This window comes from Caenimonas sedimenti (genome assembly GCF_007833165.1).
Taxonomy (GTDB): Bacteria; Pseudomonadota; Gammaproteobacteria; order Burkholderiales; family Burkholderiaceae_C; genus Ramlibacter; species Ramlibacter sedimenti.
The window spans coordinates 274,305-286,323 of sequence record NZ_VOBQ01000012.1 but is presented as its reverse complement, the minus strand read 5'-3'; the positions used below and the strand labels follow the sequence as shown (position 1 = coordinate 286,323).

Below are 12,019 nucleotides of genomic sequence, written 5' to 3'. Positions count from 1 at the left end.
ATGCTGAAAGGCCACGCTCGGTCATGTCCTGGACCAATTCGAGGCGGCGAAGGTACGTCAATCGGGCATTCTTATGGGTGTTCATCCGGGTGTTCGTGGAGAGTTGACTGGGGGTTTGGCGATTTCCAGTCTCTCAAAACTTCTCCGGGTGAACACCCGAAACAACCTATTGAACCTTCACATCTAGGCGTCGATCACCACTGCCCCGTCTCGACCCGGATCGCCACTTCGCAATCCTCGAAGATCTCCAGCTTGACGATGCGCACGCGCACGCCCAGCACACCCGGCAATTGCATCAACCGGTAGGCGAGCTTGCCGATCATGCTTTCCAGCAGGTTGACGTGCTGGGCGGTGCACTCCTCGATGATGATCTTGCGCACCTTGCGGTAGTCCAGCACGTGCGTGATGTCGTCATCGCTGGGCAGCAGCGGCTGGGTGCCCAGGTTGAGTTCGGCGTCGACCAGGATGGGCTGAGGCGCCGTCTTCTCCTGGTCGAGGATGCCCAGGCTGGCATCGAAGCGCAGGCCTTCGAGGGTGAGGATCTGGGTGCCGGCTTTGGTCATGGGAGTTGCATGAGGGAGAAGTCCCTCTCGAATTTCATCAGGTGCTGGCCGCCGTCCACCAGCAGCGTGGTTCCGGTGATGGACGAATTCTCCAGCGCGAAGCGCACCGCATGCGCCACATCCTGCGGCGTCGAAGATCGCCCGAGCGGCGACAACTTGTGCAGCTGCTCGAATTTCTCTTGCGACAACATGTGGCTGGTCAGGGTGAGCCCCGGCGCCACGCCGACCACCCGCAGCCGCGGCGCCAACGCCTGCGCCAGCATCGTGGTCGCCGCTTCCAGCGCGGCCTTCGACAGCGTGTAGCTCAGGAAATCCGGGTTCTGATTCCACAGCTTCTGGTCCAGCAGATTGACCACGACGCCTTCGGCGCCAAGCGCCGCCACATGCTCGTGCAGGGACTGCGCCAGCACGATGGGTGCGGCGGTGTTGGCGGCGAGATGCGCGGCGAGTTCCGCGTAACCGAAGCTGCCGGCGGTGTCGTGCACGAAACGCGACGCGCTGTTCACCACTGCGTCGACCCGGCCGAAGCGCGCGATCACGCGAGGCAGGAGCGCGCGCGTGGCGGCTTCGTCCGCCAGGTCGGCGTCGAACACGTCCGAAGATGCGTGGCGCGCGCAATCGGCCGATGTCTGCGCCGCGTCCGCTGCCGAGCCCCGGTAGTGCACCGCCACCTGCCAGCCCGCGGCGGCCAGGCCCAGCGCGATCTCCCGGCCCAGCCGCTTGGCGGCGCCGGTGACGAGCACGGTGCGAGGGGAAGGCGCGGCGTTCATTCGGGGACAATCGCGCGGTGACGAAACCGCATGCTTCCAGTGTAACGACCGCGCTGCAGACTCTGATCGCCCAGCAGATCGCGCGCGCCGGCGGCTGGCTGCCGTTCGACCGTTACATGGCGCTGGCGCTGTATGCGCCGGGGCTCGGCTACTACGCGAACGCCTCGCGCAAGTTCGGCGCGATGCCTTCGTCCGGCAGCGACTTCGTCACCGCGCCGGAAATGACGCCGCTGTTCGGCCAGGCCCTGGCCGTGCAGGTGGCCGACGCGCTGCAGGCCACCGGCACCGACGAGATCTGGGAGTTCGGTGCGGGCTCGGGGGCGCTCGCTTCGCAATTGTTGCGATCACTGCAGTCCAACGTCCGCCGCTACACCATCGTCGAAGTGTCGGCGAGCCTGCGCGAGCGGCAGCAGGCGGCGCTGGCCGCGTTCGGCGATCGGGTGCAGTGGGCCGATGCCCTGCCTGAACAGATGCGGGGCGTGCTCGTCGGCAACGAAGTGCTCGACGCCATGCCGGTCAAGCTGCTGCAACGCCTGGGCGGTGCGTGGCACGAGCGCGGGGTGGCAGCCAACGGCGAGGCCCTGGTGTTCGCCGACCAGCCCACCGGGCTGCGTCCGCCTGTCGATGTCGCGGGCGACCACGACTACCTGACCGAGATCCATCCGCAGGCCGAGGCTTTCATCCGCACCCTGGCCGACCGCCTGCAGCAAGGCGCCGCGTTTTTCCTCGACTATGGCTTTCCGGAAGCCGAGTACTACCACTCCCAGCGCCACATGGGCACCGTGATGTGCCACCGCGGCCACCTCGTGGACCCGGATCCGCTGGAGGCACCGGGCGAGAAGGACATCACGGCGCACGTCAACTTCACGGGCCTGGCGCTGGCCGCGCAGGAGGCGGGCTTGGCGACCTTGGGCTACACCTCGCAGGGCCGCTTCCTCATCAATTGCGGCATCGTGGCGCGCATGGAACAGGCGCCACTGACTGAACGCACGGCGGCGCAGCGCCTCCTGGCCGAGCACGAGATGGGCGAACTCTTCAAGGTGATCGCCTTCCACAAGGGAACCTGCTGGGACGCCATCGGTTTCCGCCAAGGCGACCGGACCGGACGCCTATAACCCTACTTCGGCCTGAAATTGGCCGAAGATCAGTCTTGCGTGGCTAAAGTCGGGTGCCTAGCATCCGATCAACCAAACTGGCGCCCACAAAGCCGGTTGCCACAGGAGACAACAGCGTGACGCGCTGGACCCAGCTTTCGCCCACCGAGATGGACGTCCTGCGGACCGTGTTCTGGTCCGCCGGCAGCTCGCGCCACGTGCTGGCGGGGCGGCTCGATTGCTCCAAGAGCAAGGCCAACGCACTCGCCGCGGGCTTGATCGAGCAGGGGCTGCTCGAAGAAACCGGCCTGCAGGTCTCCTCCGGCGGCCGCCGTCCCGAACGCTTGCAACTCGCCCAGAGCCTGGGCGTGGTGATCGGCGTGGACCTCGGCGCCACCAGCCTCGATGTCGCCGTGATGCGGCCCGACCTCGGCGTCCTCGCCCGCCATAGCGAAGAAGCCGACGTGCGCGCCGGCCCCGGCGTGGTGCTGGCACGGGTGCGTGACGTGATGCGCGAACTGCTGGCGCGCTGCGGCGTTTCGGCGAGGCAGGTCATCGCCGTCGGCATGGGGGTGCCCGGCCCGGTGGACTTCGCCAGCGCGCAACTGGTCGACCCGCCGCTGATGCCGGAGTGGGACAGCTTCTCGATCCGCGACTACCTGGGCGAAGTCTTCACCGCGCCCGTCTTCGTGGACAACGACGTGAACCTGATGGCGCTGGGCGAACTCTGGCGGCTGCAGCGCAGCCTGCAGAACTTCATGGTCATCAAGGTCGGCACCGGCATCGGCTGCGGCATCGTCTGCCATGGCGAGGTCTACCGCGGCGCCAACGGTTCGGCCGGCGACGTCGGCCACATCTGCGTCGACCAGGCGGGCCCGCGCTGCCACTGCGGCAACCTGGGCTGCGTCGAGGCGATGGCCGCCGCGCCTGCCATCACGCGCATGGCGACCGAAGCGGCGCAGGCCGGCGAGAGCGCGGCGCTGGCCGAAATCCTGCGTGCCAATGGCCGGTTGACCGCGGTCGACGTCGGCCAGGCCAGCCGCAATGGCGACGCCGCGGCCAACGCGATCATCCAGCGCGCGGGCAGCCTGATCGGCCAGATGCTCGCCTCGGTGGTCAACTTCTTCAATCCTTCGCACGTGTTCATCGGCGGCGGGGTCACCCAGATCGGGCCGCTGTTCCTGGCCTCGGTGCGGCAGAGCGTGTATCACCGCTCGCTCGCCCTTTCGACCCGGCACCTGGAGATCCAGTACACGCCGCTGGGTGGTGAGGTCGGACTCGTGGGCGCCGGCGCGCTGGCGATGCAGGAGTCCTTGCGACAGCAGGGGAGCCGGGCATGAGCCTCGCCATCGAGTTCCGGGGCGTCAAGCGCAGCTTCGGCCCGGTGCAAGTGCTGCACGGCGTCAGCTTCGCCATCACGCCGGGCACGGTGATGGGCCTGCTGGGTGAAAACGGTGGGGGCAAGTCGACCCTGATGAAGATCCTGGCGGGCTACCTCGAGCCCAGCGCTGGCGAGATCCTCGTCGATGGCCAGCCGCGGCACTTCCGCAGCTCGCGCGAAGCCGAGGCCGACGGCATCGTGCTGATCCACCAGGAGTTCAACCTGGCGGAAGACCTGACCATCGCGCAGAACATCTTCCTGGGCCATGAGAAGACGCGCGGCTGGCGGCTGGATGATGAGGCGATGCGCGCGACCACCGCCGAAGTGCTGCGCCAGGTCGGCCTGCAGGCCAGTCCCGACACGCGCGTGCGGCAACTGATCGTGGCCGAGAAGCAGCTGGTGGAGATCGCCAAGGCGCTGGCCCGCAAGGCGCGCCTGCTGATCATGGACGAGCCGACCGCCACGCTGACGCCCGGTGAAACCGAGCGCCTGTTCGCGCTGATGGCGCAGCTGAAGGGCGAAGGCACCACCATCGTCTACATCTCGCACAAGCTCGATGAAGTCGAGCGGGTCACGGACGAAGTCGTCGTCATGCGCGACGGCGCTTTCGTCGCGCGCCAGCCGACGGCGTCACTCACGCGCCACGCCATGGCCAACCTGATGGTGGGCCGCGAACTCTCCGACCTGTTCCCGCCCAAGGAACCGGCACCGGAAGGCGCGCCGCTGCTGCAGGTGTCCGGCTTCCAGGTGCCCGGGTGGGCGCGGGACGTGAGCTTCGAAGTGCGGCCCGGCGAGATCCTCGGCTTCGCGGGGCTGGTCGGCGCGGGCCGGACGGAGCTGTTCGAAGGCTTGCTCGGACTGCGTCCCGGCAGCAGCGGGCAGGTCCAAGTCGCGGGTGTGCCGGTGAACCTGCGCAATCCACGCGAGGCCGCCAACGAAGGCATCACCTACCTGAGCGAAGACCGCAAGGGCAAGGGCCTGCACGTCGACTTCGGGCTGCGCCAGAACCTGACGCTGATGGACCTGAAGCGGTATGCGCGCCCCTGGCTGGCCCCTGCCCGTGAAAAGGAGGCGCTGGCCGCAGCGGTGCAGTCCTATGGCATCCGCACGGGCGACCTGGACCAGCGCGCCTCGGCGCTCTCCGGCGGCAACCAGCAGAAGCTGGCGCTGGCCAAGGTGCTGCAGCCGCAGCCGCGCGTGGTGGTGCTGGACGAACCGACGCGCGGCGTCGACGTCGGCGCCAAGCGCGACATCTATTTCCTGGTGCAGCGGCTGGCGCGCGAGGGCCGCGCCGTGATCGTGATCTCGTCCGAGCTGATCGAGCTGATCGGCCTGTGCCATCGCGTGGCTGTGATGCGCGGCGGCCGGCTCGCGGCCACGCTGCAGGACGAACGCCTGACCGAAGAGGAGCTCATCGCCCATGCCACCGGCACCCGTTGAATCGCGCGCCGCAGGCGCCAGGAACGCCGCCAGCCTGTGGGGCAAGCTGCACGGCTTCGGGCCGGTGGTGGGCCTCGTGCTGCTGTGCATCGCCGGCACACTGCTGAACGGCGAATTCGCGACCGTGGACAACGGCCTGAACGTGCTCACCCGCACGGCCTTCATCGGCATCATCGCCGTGGGCATGTGCTTCGTCATCATCAGCGGCGGCATCGATCTCTCGGTGGGCTCGATGGCTGCATTGATCGCTGGCTGCGTGATCCTGGTCATGAACAAGACCGCGGGCTCGCTCGGCTCGCCCATGTTGGTCGTGGCGCTGGGCATGGCGGTGGCGCTGGCCCTTGGCGCCGCGTTCGGCCTGGCCCACGGCCTCCTGATCACCAAGGGCCGCATCGAGCCCTTCATCGTGACGCTGGGCACGCTGGGCATCTTCCGCGCGTATCTCACCTACTTCGCCGATGGCGGCGCGATCACGCTGGACAACGCGCTGGCCGACGTCTACGCCCCGGTCTACTACGGCAACCTGCTGGGCGTGCCGTTCCCGGTTTGGGTGTTCGCCGCGGTCGCGATCGCCGGCGCTTTCCTGCTGAACCGCACGGCTTTCGGCCGCTATGTGCAAGCCATCGGCTCCAACGAGCAGGTGGCGCGCTATGCGGCCGTGGACGTCGACAAGGTCAAGGTGTTGACGTACATGCTGCTCGGCGTCTGCGTGGGAATCGCCACACTGCTCTACGTCCCGCGCCTGGGCTCGGCTTCGCCGACCACCGGATTGCTGTGGGAGCTGGAAGCCATCGCCGCCGTGATCGTCGGCGGCACGGCGCTGAAGGGCGGCGCCGGCAGCGTCGCGGGCACCGTGGTCGGCGCCATCCTGCTCTCGGTCATCAGCAACATCCTGAACCTCACCAGCATCATCAGCGTGCACCTGAATGCCGCCGTGCAGGGCATCGTGATCATCGTCGTCGCCTTCCTGCAGCGGGGGCGGCGGTGACCCGGCGTTTTTCAACCACCGGCGGCAGCGAAACCGCCATTCATGCAACCCCAAGGAGACAAAGATGAGCAAGTTCACTCGCAGACTGGCGCTGGGCGCCATGGCGGCGGCCGCGATGCTGGCCGTGAGCCCGGCCGCGCTGGCGCAGGCCAAGAAGGAAGTGCTGGGCGTGTCGATGCCCGCCGCCACCCACAGCTTCATGGCCGGCGCCGTGTTCTGGGCCAACGAGGCCAAGAAGGACCTGGAGAAGGCCAACCCCGGCATCCAGGTGATCGTGAAGACGGCCAAGGACGCGTCGGAGCAGGCCAACCAGCTGCAGGACCTGGTGACCGTCAACAAGATCACTTCGCTGGTCGTGTTCCCGTTCGAATCGGCCGCGCTCACCAAGCCGGTCGCCGCGGTCAAGGCCAAGGGCATCTACGTCACGGTGGTGGACCGCGGTCTGACCGACACCAGCGCGCAGGACGCCTACGTGTCCGGCGACAACACCGCCTTCGGCAAGATCCCGGCGGAGTACATCGCCAAGGCGCTGAATGGCAAGGGGAACATCGTGGCGCTGCGTGGCATCCCGACCACGATCGACAACGAGCGCATGGACGCCTTCAACGCCGTGATGAAGAACCACCCCGGCATCAAGCTGCTGGACGCCAAGCACGGCAACTGGAACCGCGACGATGCCTTCAAGGTGACGCAGGACTACCTGACGCGCTTCAAGGAGATCGACGCCGTCTGGGCCGCCGACGACGACATGGCCGTGGGCGTGCTGAAGGCCATCGAGCAGGCCAAGCGCAAGGACATCAAGCTGGTGTTCGGCGGTGCCGGTGCCAAGGGCGCGATCAAGACGCTGATGGATGGCAGCGACCCGCTGATCCAGGCCAATGTGTCCTACTCGCCCAAGTTCATGTACGACGCCATCAAGATGACCGGCGAGGCGCGCCTGAAGGGCCAGAAGCTGCCGGCGAACAACATCGTGCCGTCGGTGTTGATCACGAAGGCGAACGCGAAGGACTTCTACTTCCCGAATTCTCCCTTCTGACGTGTCTTCCTCCCTCTCCCCTCTGGGGAGAGGGCTGGGGTGAGGGGCAAGCGCGCCACCACCCTCACCCCAACCCATAGCACCCCAAGAAGCAAAGCTTCTTGGGGACCCCGCGTCCCCAAGCGGGACAGGGAGCGAATTCAAGGAGCTCTCATGCCGAGACCCATCACCCTCTTCACCGGCCAATGGGCCGACCTCCCCTTGTCCGAACTCGCCCCGCTCGCCAAGAGCATGGGCTACGACGGCCTCGAGCTGGCCTGCTGGGGCGACCACTTCAATGTGCAGGAAGCCTTGTCTAGCGACACCTACATTCGCGACAAATGGGCGCTGCTCAAGAAGCACGGCCTGACCTCGCTGGCGATCGGCAACCACCTGGTCGGCCAGGCGGTGTGTGACCTGATCGATGCCCGCCACAAGTCCATCCTCCCTGAGCACGTGTGGGGCGATGGAGAGCCGGAAGGCGTGCGCCAGCGTGCCGCCAAGGAGCTCGCCGACACGGCAAAGGCAGCGGCCCGGTTCGGCGTCAAGACCGTCACCGGCTTCACCGGCTCTTCGATCTGGCACGCCACCTACGCCTTCCCGCCGACCACGCAGGAATTCTGGGACGCGGGCTTCGCCGACTTCGGCAGGCGCTTCGGCCCGATCCTCGACACCTTCGAGCAGAACGACATCAATTTCGCGCTCGAGGTGCACCCGACCGAGATCGCCTTCGACATCGCCTCCACCCAGCGCGCGATCGAGGCCGTGAAAGGGCACAAGCGTTTCGGTTTCAACTTCGACCCCAGCCACCTCGCCTACCAGGGCGTGGACTACGTGAAGTTCATCCGCACCTTCCCCGACCGCATCTACAACGCGCACATGAAGGACGTGTGGTGGGGCAAGGGCGACGGCACCGTCGGCGTGTTCGGCGGCCATACGAGTTTCGGTGATGCGCGCCGCCACTGGGATTTCCGCAGCGTCGGCCGCGGCATGGTGGACTTCGAATCCATCATCGTGGCCCTCAACGACGTCGGCTATGCCGGTCCGCTCTCGGTGGAATGGGAGGACAGCCGCATGGACCGCGTGCATGGCGCGACGGAGAGTGCCGCCTTCTGCCGTCGCCTCGACTTCAAGCCGGCCGTGGGCGCTTTCGACGCGGCTTTCGCGCGGGAGAAACAGTGACTGAAGCTCGACGCAAGCTGCGCTACGCCATGGTCGGTGGCGGCCAGGGCGCCTTCATCGGCGCCGTGCACCGCATGGCGATGGCGCTGGATGGCCAGTACGAGATGGTGGCCGGCGCGCTGTCCTCCACCCCGGACAGGGCGCGCGCCTCGGGCCGCGAGCTGGGGTTGGCAGACGACCGCAACCACGGCGACTGGCAGGCGCTGCTGGCCGACGAATTGCGGCGCGATCCGGCCGAGCGCGTCGACGTGGTTTCCGTCGTCACGCCGAACCACATCCACTTCCCGGTCGCGCAGGCCTTCGTCGAGGCCGGGTTCCACGTGGTGTGCGACAAACCGCTGGTGCACACCGGCGTGCAGGCCGAAGCGCTGGTCACCGCCGTGCGCAAGCGCGGCACGGTCTTTGGCGTCACCTACAACTACACCGGCTACCCGATGGTCCGCCAGGCGCGCGAGATGGTGCGCGCCGGAGAACTCGGCCAGGTCCGGAAGGTGGTGGTCGAATACAACCAAGGGTGGCTGGCGACGCGCCTGGAAGCAGAGGGCAACAAGCAGGCGGCCTGGCGCAACGACCCCGCGCAAAGCGGCGGGGCGGGGGCGGTGGGTGACATCGGCTCCCACGCCGAGAACCTGATCAGCAGCGTCACGGGGTTGCGGCTGGAGAGCCTGTCGGCCGACCTCACGTCCTTCGTGCCGGGACGCCAACTGGACGACGACGCCAACATGCTGTTGCGGTTCGCCGGGGGCGCGCGCGGCGTGCTGGTGGCGTCGCAGATCAATTCCGGCATCGAGAACGGCTTCCGGCTGCGGGTGTCTGGCACCGAGGGCACGCTGGAATGGTGGCAGGAGGAGCCGAACCGGCTCACCCATTTCCCGCTGTCGGGCCCGCCGCGGGTCCTGACGCGCGGCGCGCCCTGGCTGCATCCGGCGGCCCAGCGCGCGAGCCGCATTCCGCCTGGCCATCCCGAAGGATTCATCGAGGCCTTCGCCAACGTGTACGCCGGCGTGGCGGCCGACATCCGGGCCCATGCGACGGACACGATCGCCGATCCACTGGAGGCGGACTATCCCGGCGTGGAAGACGGCGCGCGCGGCGTGCACTTCATCGAGGCGGTACTGGCCTCGGCGCGCAGCAGCGAGAAGTGGACCGAGGTGCGCGGCTGAGCAGCGACGGGCCCCAGCACGAGGCCGCAGCCCCTAAACTGCAGCCATGATTCGCTGGGTGATCGTCATCTTTCTCGCGCTGATCCTGATCAGCTGGTTCACGCCCTTGCTGCAACGGCTGGGCTTCGGCAAGCTGCCCGGCGATTTCCGCTTCAAGCTGTTCGGTCGCGAGTTTTTCATCCCGCTCACCACCACCTTGCTGCTCAGCATGGCCGCGGCGGGCATCGCGAGATTCGTATGAAAGCCTGCATCGACATCGGCGGCACCAAGGTCGCGGTCAGCCTGAACAGCGGCGCAGGGCTGGAATTGGTCGCGCGCCGCAGCGAGCCCACTGCCAAGACCGGGAACGACGACGCGCTGGCCCACCAGGTGATCCGAATGGTGGACGAGGCCTGCGCCGAGGCGGGTGTGGCGCCGCAGACCGTGCAACGCGCGGGCGTTTCCTCCTGCGGGCCTTTCGTGCTGCGCGCCGGCCTGGTCGAGCTGGCGGCGCCGAATATCTGCGGCGGCCTGGCGGGGCCGGAGCGCGGCCTGCCGAACAACTGGATGAGCGCACCGGTGGAAGCGCCGCTGCGCCATCGATTTGCGGAAGTGCGGGTGGAGAACGACTGCATCGCCGCGCTGGAAGCCGAGCGGCGCTGGGGCGCCCTGCAGGGCTTCGAGCATTGCGCGTACGTGACCTGGAGCACCGGCATCGGCATGGGCGTGTGCGTCGATGGCCGCGTGCTGCGCGGCAAGAACGGCAATGCCGGCCACGGCGGCCACATGTTCGTGGTCGACAACGACGACGCGCTGTGCGGCTGCGGCAACGTGGGGGACCTCGAGGCGCTGGTGGCTGGCAACGCGATCGCGCGGCGCTTTGGCTCCGACGCGGCGGGCCTCCTGCAGCACGCACGTGCCGGCGATGCTGGGGCGGTGGCGACGGTGGACGAACTCTGCCGCGTGATGGGCCGTGCCCTCTACAACCTGGTCGTCACGCTCGACCTGCAGCGCATCAGCCTGGGCGGCAGCGTGTTCGTGAACAACAAGGACTACCTGTTGCCGCGCCTGCAGGCGCAGGTGGCGGGCAAGCTCCCGGCGCTGACGGCGGGGGCGGAGCTGGTGCCGGCCGGTTTGGCCGAGCGCGTCGGCGACTACGCGGCACTGGCGCTGCTGGTCTGAGCTGGCTCGGCTGTAAGGCCGCGTCCCCAGGCTCGACCAACGGGCCATGGACCCCTTCGACGACCTCATTTTCGACAGCCTCGGCCTGCAAGCCGAGGTGGTGTTCGTCGGCACGCGCTGCACGCAGGACAACCTGCTGCGCAACTACCGCACCGGCGCGCTGCATTTCGTGCGCGAGGGCCGCGCCGAGGTGCTGACGCCCGGTGGCGAGCCGCTGATCATCGACCAGCCGTCCCTGGTCTTCTTTCCGCAGGCCTGCGCCCACTGGGTGCGCGCGGTGGACGACCGCGGATTCGACCTGGTCTGCGCCTTCACGCAATTCGGCGAACGCTTCCAGCAGGCGGTGAGCCTCGCGCTGCCCGAGGTCGTGGTGCTGCCGCTCGCCCGGCTGGACGCGATCCGGCACACGCTGGAGGCGCTGTTCGCCGAAGCGGCTTCCAGCGCGCCCGGCAGCAAGCACCTGGCGGACCGCCTGTGCGAGGTGGTCCTCGGCTACGTCACCCGGCACGCGGCGCAGGCGGGCCAATGCCGGTCCGGCGTGCTGGCCGGCGCGGCGGACCCCCGCATCGCCAGCGCGCTGCAGGTGATCCATGCCAACTACGCGACCGGACTCGATGTCGAAGCCCTCGCGCGCCAAGCCGGCATGTCGCGCAGCCGCTTCGTCGAGCGCTTCAAGGCGCTGGTGGGCCGCAGCCCGCACAACTACCTGGTGAACTACCGCATGGGGCAGGCGCAGCGGTTGCTGGAACGCCGCCTGCCGGTGAAGGCGGTGGCGGGCCGCGTCGGCTACGCCACGGCATCCGCTTTCGTGCGCCAGTTCAAGGAAGTGGTCGGCACGTCACCCGCCGCCTGGGCGAAATAGGCAAGCGTCCGGGACGTTCGGGCAACGCGGCCGGACCCCGGCTCGGCACAGTGGCGACACCCGCGAGCAGCGGGGATTTTTCAACCACTTCGATCCGACAGGAGCTTTCCCATGAACCTCAAAAACATCGCTTGCGGCGCCTTGCTGGCCGCCTCCACCCTGATGTCCGGCACGGCCTTCGCGCAAGGTCCCACCAACGCCGAGTACTACCCTTTCGCCGAGATCATGTCCATGAAGATGATGGACAAGAACAAGGACGGCATGGTGTCGCGCAAGGAGTTCCTGGACATGATGGCCATGAGCTGGGACATGAACGCCAGGAAGATGGGCGTCAAGGGCGAGATGATGACGCGCGAGCAGTTCTCCGAAATCCTCATGTACCTGAAGGCCGGCGGCTGAG

Annotated in this window: 13 protein-coding genes; 11 read left to right on the top strand and 2 right to left on the bottom strand. The window is 67.8% G+C overall.

Annotation, left to right across the window (positions count from 1 at the left end; translation table 11 throughout):
• Nucleotides 1-194: 194 nt before the first annotated feature.
• Nucleotides 195-563 carry a dihydroneopterin aldolase gene (locus tag FN976_RS16175; RefSeq protein ID WP_145894065.1) on the bottom strand — a complete coding sequence of 123 codons (369 nt, stop codon included), beginning with the start codon at nt 561-563 and terminating at the stop codon, nt 195-197.
• On the bottom strand, nt 560-1,333 hold the full coding sequence (locus tag FN976_RS16170; protein ID WP_145894064.1) for an SDR family oxidoreductase: 774 nt from the start codon (nt 1,331-1,333) through the stop codon (nt 560-562). The genes FN976_RS16175 and FN976_RS16170 overlap by 4 nt, the downstream gene beginning before the upstream one ends.
• 17 nt (nt 1,334-1,350) lie before the next feature.
• On the opposite strand from FN976_RS16170, the gene FN976_RS16165 reads away from it, so the two are divergent.
• The 11 genes from FN976_RS16165 (at nt 1,351) to FN976_RS16115 (ending at nt 12,018) form a co-directional block, all read left to right on the top strand.
• The gene (locus FN976_RS16165; RefSeq protein WP_255440479.1) at nt 1,351-2,448 is read left to right on the top strand and encodes a class I SAM-dependent methyltransferase; all 1,098 of its coding nucleotides are present in this window, start codon (nt 1,351-1,353) and stop codon (nt 2,446-2,448) included.
• A gap of 149 nt (nt 2,449-2,597) precedes the next feature.
• A complete protein-coding gene (locus FN976_RS16160) occupies nt 2,598-3,767 on the top strand; it encodes an ROK family protein (RefSeq protein WP_145894085.1) in 1,170 nt (389 codons plus the stop codon).
• Nucleotides 3,764-5,248: a sugar ABC transporter ATP-binding protein gene (locus tag FN976_RS16155; protein ID WP_145894063.1), complete on the top strand. Its 1,485-nt coding sequence runs from the start codon at nt 3,764-3,766 to the stop codon at nt 5,246-5,248. Before FN976_RS16160 ends, FN976_RS16155 begins: the two co-directional genes overlap by 4 nt.
• Nucleotides 5,229-6,236, top strand: coding sequence for an ABC transporter permease (locus FN976_RS16150; RefSeq protein ID WP_145894062.1), 1,008 nt, complete (start codon nt 5,229-5,231; stop codon nt 6,234-6,236). Before FN976_RS16155 ends, FN976_RS16150 begins: the two co-directional genes overlap by 20 nt.
• A gap of 64 nt (nt 6,237-6,300) precedes the next feature.
• On the top strand, nt 6,301-7,272 hold the full coding sequence (locus tag FN976_RS16145) for a substrate-binding domain-containing protein (RefSeq protein WP_145894061.1): 972 nt from the start codon (nt 6,301-6,303) through the stop codon (nt 7,270-7,272).
• 153 nt (nt 7,273-7,425) lie between these two features.
• A complete protein-coding gene (locus FN976_RS16140) occupies nt 7,426-8,433 on the top strand; it encodes a sugar phosphate isomerase/epimerase family protein (RefSeq protein ID WP_145894060.1) in 1,008 nt (335 codons plus the stop codon).
• A 29-nt stretch (nt 8,434-8,462) separates the two neighbouring features.
• On the top strand, nt 8,463-9,596 hold the full coding sequence (locus tag FN976_RS16135; RefSeq protein ID WP_145894084.1) for a Gfo/Idh/MocA family protein: 1,134 nt from the start codon (nt 8,463-8,465) through the stop codon (nt 9,594-9,596).
• A gap of 46 nt (nt 9,597-9,642) precedes the next feature.
• Nucleotides 9,643-9,837 (top strand): DUF2905 domain-containing protein, encoded by a 195-nt coding sequence (locus FN976_RS16130; RefSeq protein WP_145894059.1) that lies wholly within the window; start codon nt 9,643-9,645, stop codon nt 9,835-9,837.
• A complete protein-coding gene (locus FN976_RS16125; RefSeq protein ID WP_145894058.1) occupies nt 9,834-10,757 on the top strand; it encodes an ROK family protein in 924 nt (307 codons plus the stop codon). Before FN976_RS16130 ends, FN976_RS16125 begins: the two co-directional genes overlap by 4 nt.
• Nucleotides 10,758-10,803: 46 nt before the next feature.
• The gene (locus FN976_RS16120; protein ID WP_145894057.1) at nt 10,804-11,619 is read left to right on the top strand and encodes a helix-turn-helix domain-containing protein; all 816 of its coding nucleotides are present in this window, start codon (nt 10,804-10,806) and stop codon (nt 11,617-11,619) included.
• A gap of 111 nt (nt 11,620-11,730) precedes the next feature.
• Nucleotides 11,731-12,018 carry a hypothetical protein gene (locus FN976_RS16115; protein ID WP_145894056.1) on the top strand — a complete coding sequence of 96 codons (288 nt, stop codon included), beginning with the start codon at nt 11,731-11,733 and terminating at the stop codon, nt 12,016-12,018.
• Nucleotide 12,019: the final 1 nt, after the last annotated feature.

What these genes read in the sequence shown, in the direction of transcription:
- FN976_RS16115 (WP_145894056.1), top strand. Translation starts at nt 11,731, where the DNA reads ATGAACCTCAAAAACATCGCTTGCGGCGCCTTGCTGGCCGCCTCCACC.
- FN976_RS16170 (WP_145894064.1), bottom strand. Translation starts at nt 1,333, where the DNA reads ATGAACGCCGCGCCTTCCCCTCGCACCGTGCTCGTCACCGGCGCCGCC.
- FN976_RS16145 (WP_145894061.1), top strand. Translation starts at nt 6,301, where the DNA reads ATGAGCAAGTTCACTCGCAGACTGGCGCTGGGCGCCATGGCGGCGGCC.
- FN976_RS16175 (WP_145894065.1), bottom strand. Translation starts at nt 563, where the DNA reads ATGACCAAAGCCGGCACCCAGATCCTCACCCTCGAAGGCCTGCGCTTC.
- FN976_RS16120 (WP_145894057.1), top strand. Translation starts at nt 10,804, where the DNA reads ATGGACCCCTTCGACGACCTCATTTTCGACAGCCTCGGCCTGCAAGCC.
- FN976_RS16155 (WP_145894063.1), top strand. Translation starts at nt 3,764, where the DNA reads ATGAGCCTCGCCATCGAGTTCCGGGGCGTCAAGCGCAGCTTCGGCCCG.
- FN976_RS16130 (WP_145894059.1), top strand. Translation starts at nt 9,643, where the DNA reads ATGATTCGCTGGGTGATCGTCATCTTTCTCGCGCTGATCCTGATCAGC.
- FN976_RS16140 (WP_145894060.1), top strand. Translation starts at nt 7,426, where the DNA reads ATGCCGAGACCCATCACCCTCTTCACCGGCCAATGGGCCGACCTCCCC.
- FN976_RS16135 (WP_145894084.1), top strand. Translation starts at nt 8,463, where the DNA reads ATGGTCGGTGGCGGCCAGGGCGCCTTCATCGGCGCCGTGCACCGCATG.
- FN976_RS16160 (WP_145894085.1), top strand. Translation starts at nt 2,598, where the DNA reads ATGGACGTCCTGCGGACCGTGTTCTGGTCCGCCGGCAGCTCGCGCCAC.
- FN976_RS16150 (WP_145894062.1), top strand. Translation starts at nt 5,229, where the DNA reads ATGCCACCGGCACCCGTTGAATCGCGCGCCGCAGGCGCCAGGAACGCC.
- FN976_RS16125 (WP_145894058.1), top strand. Translation starts at nt 9,834, where the DNA reads ATGAAAGCCTGCATCGACATCGGCGGCACCAAGGTCGCGGTCAGCCTG.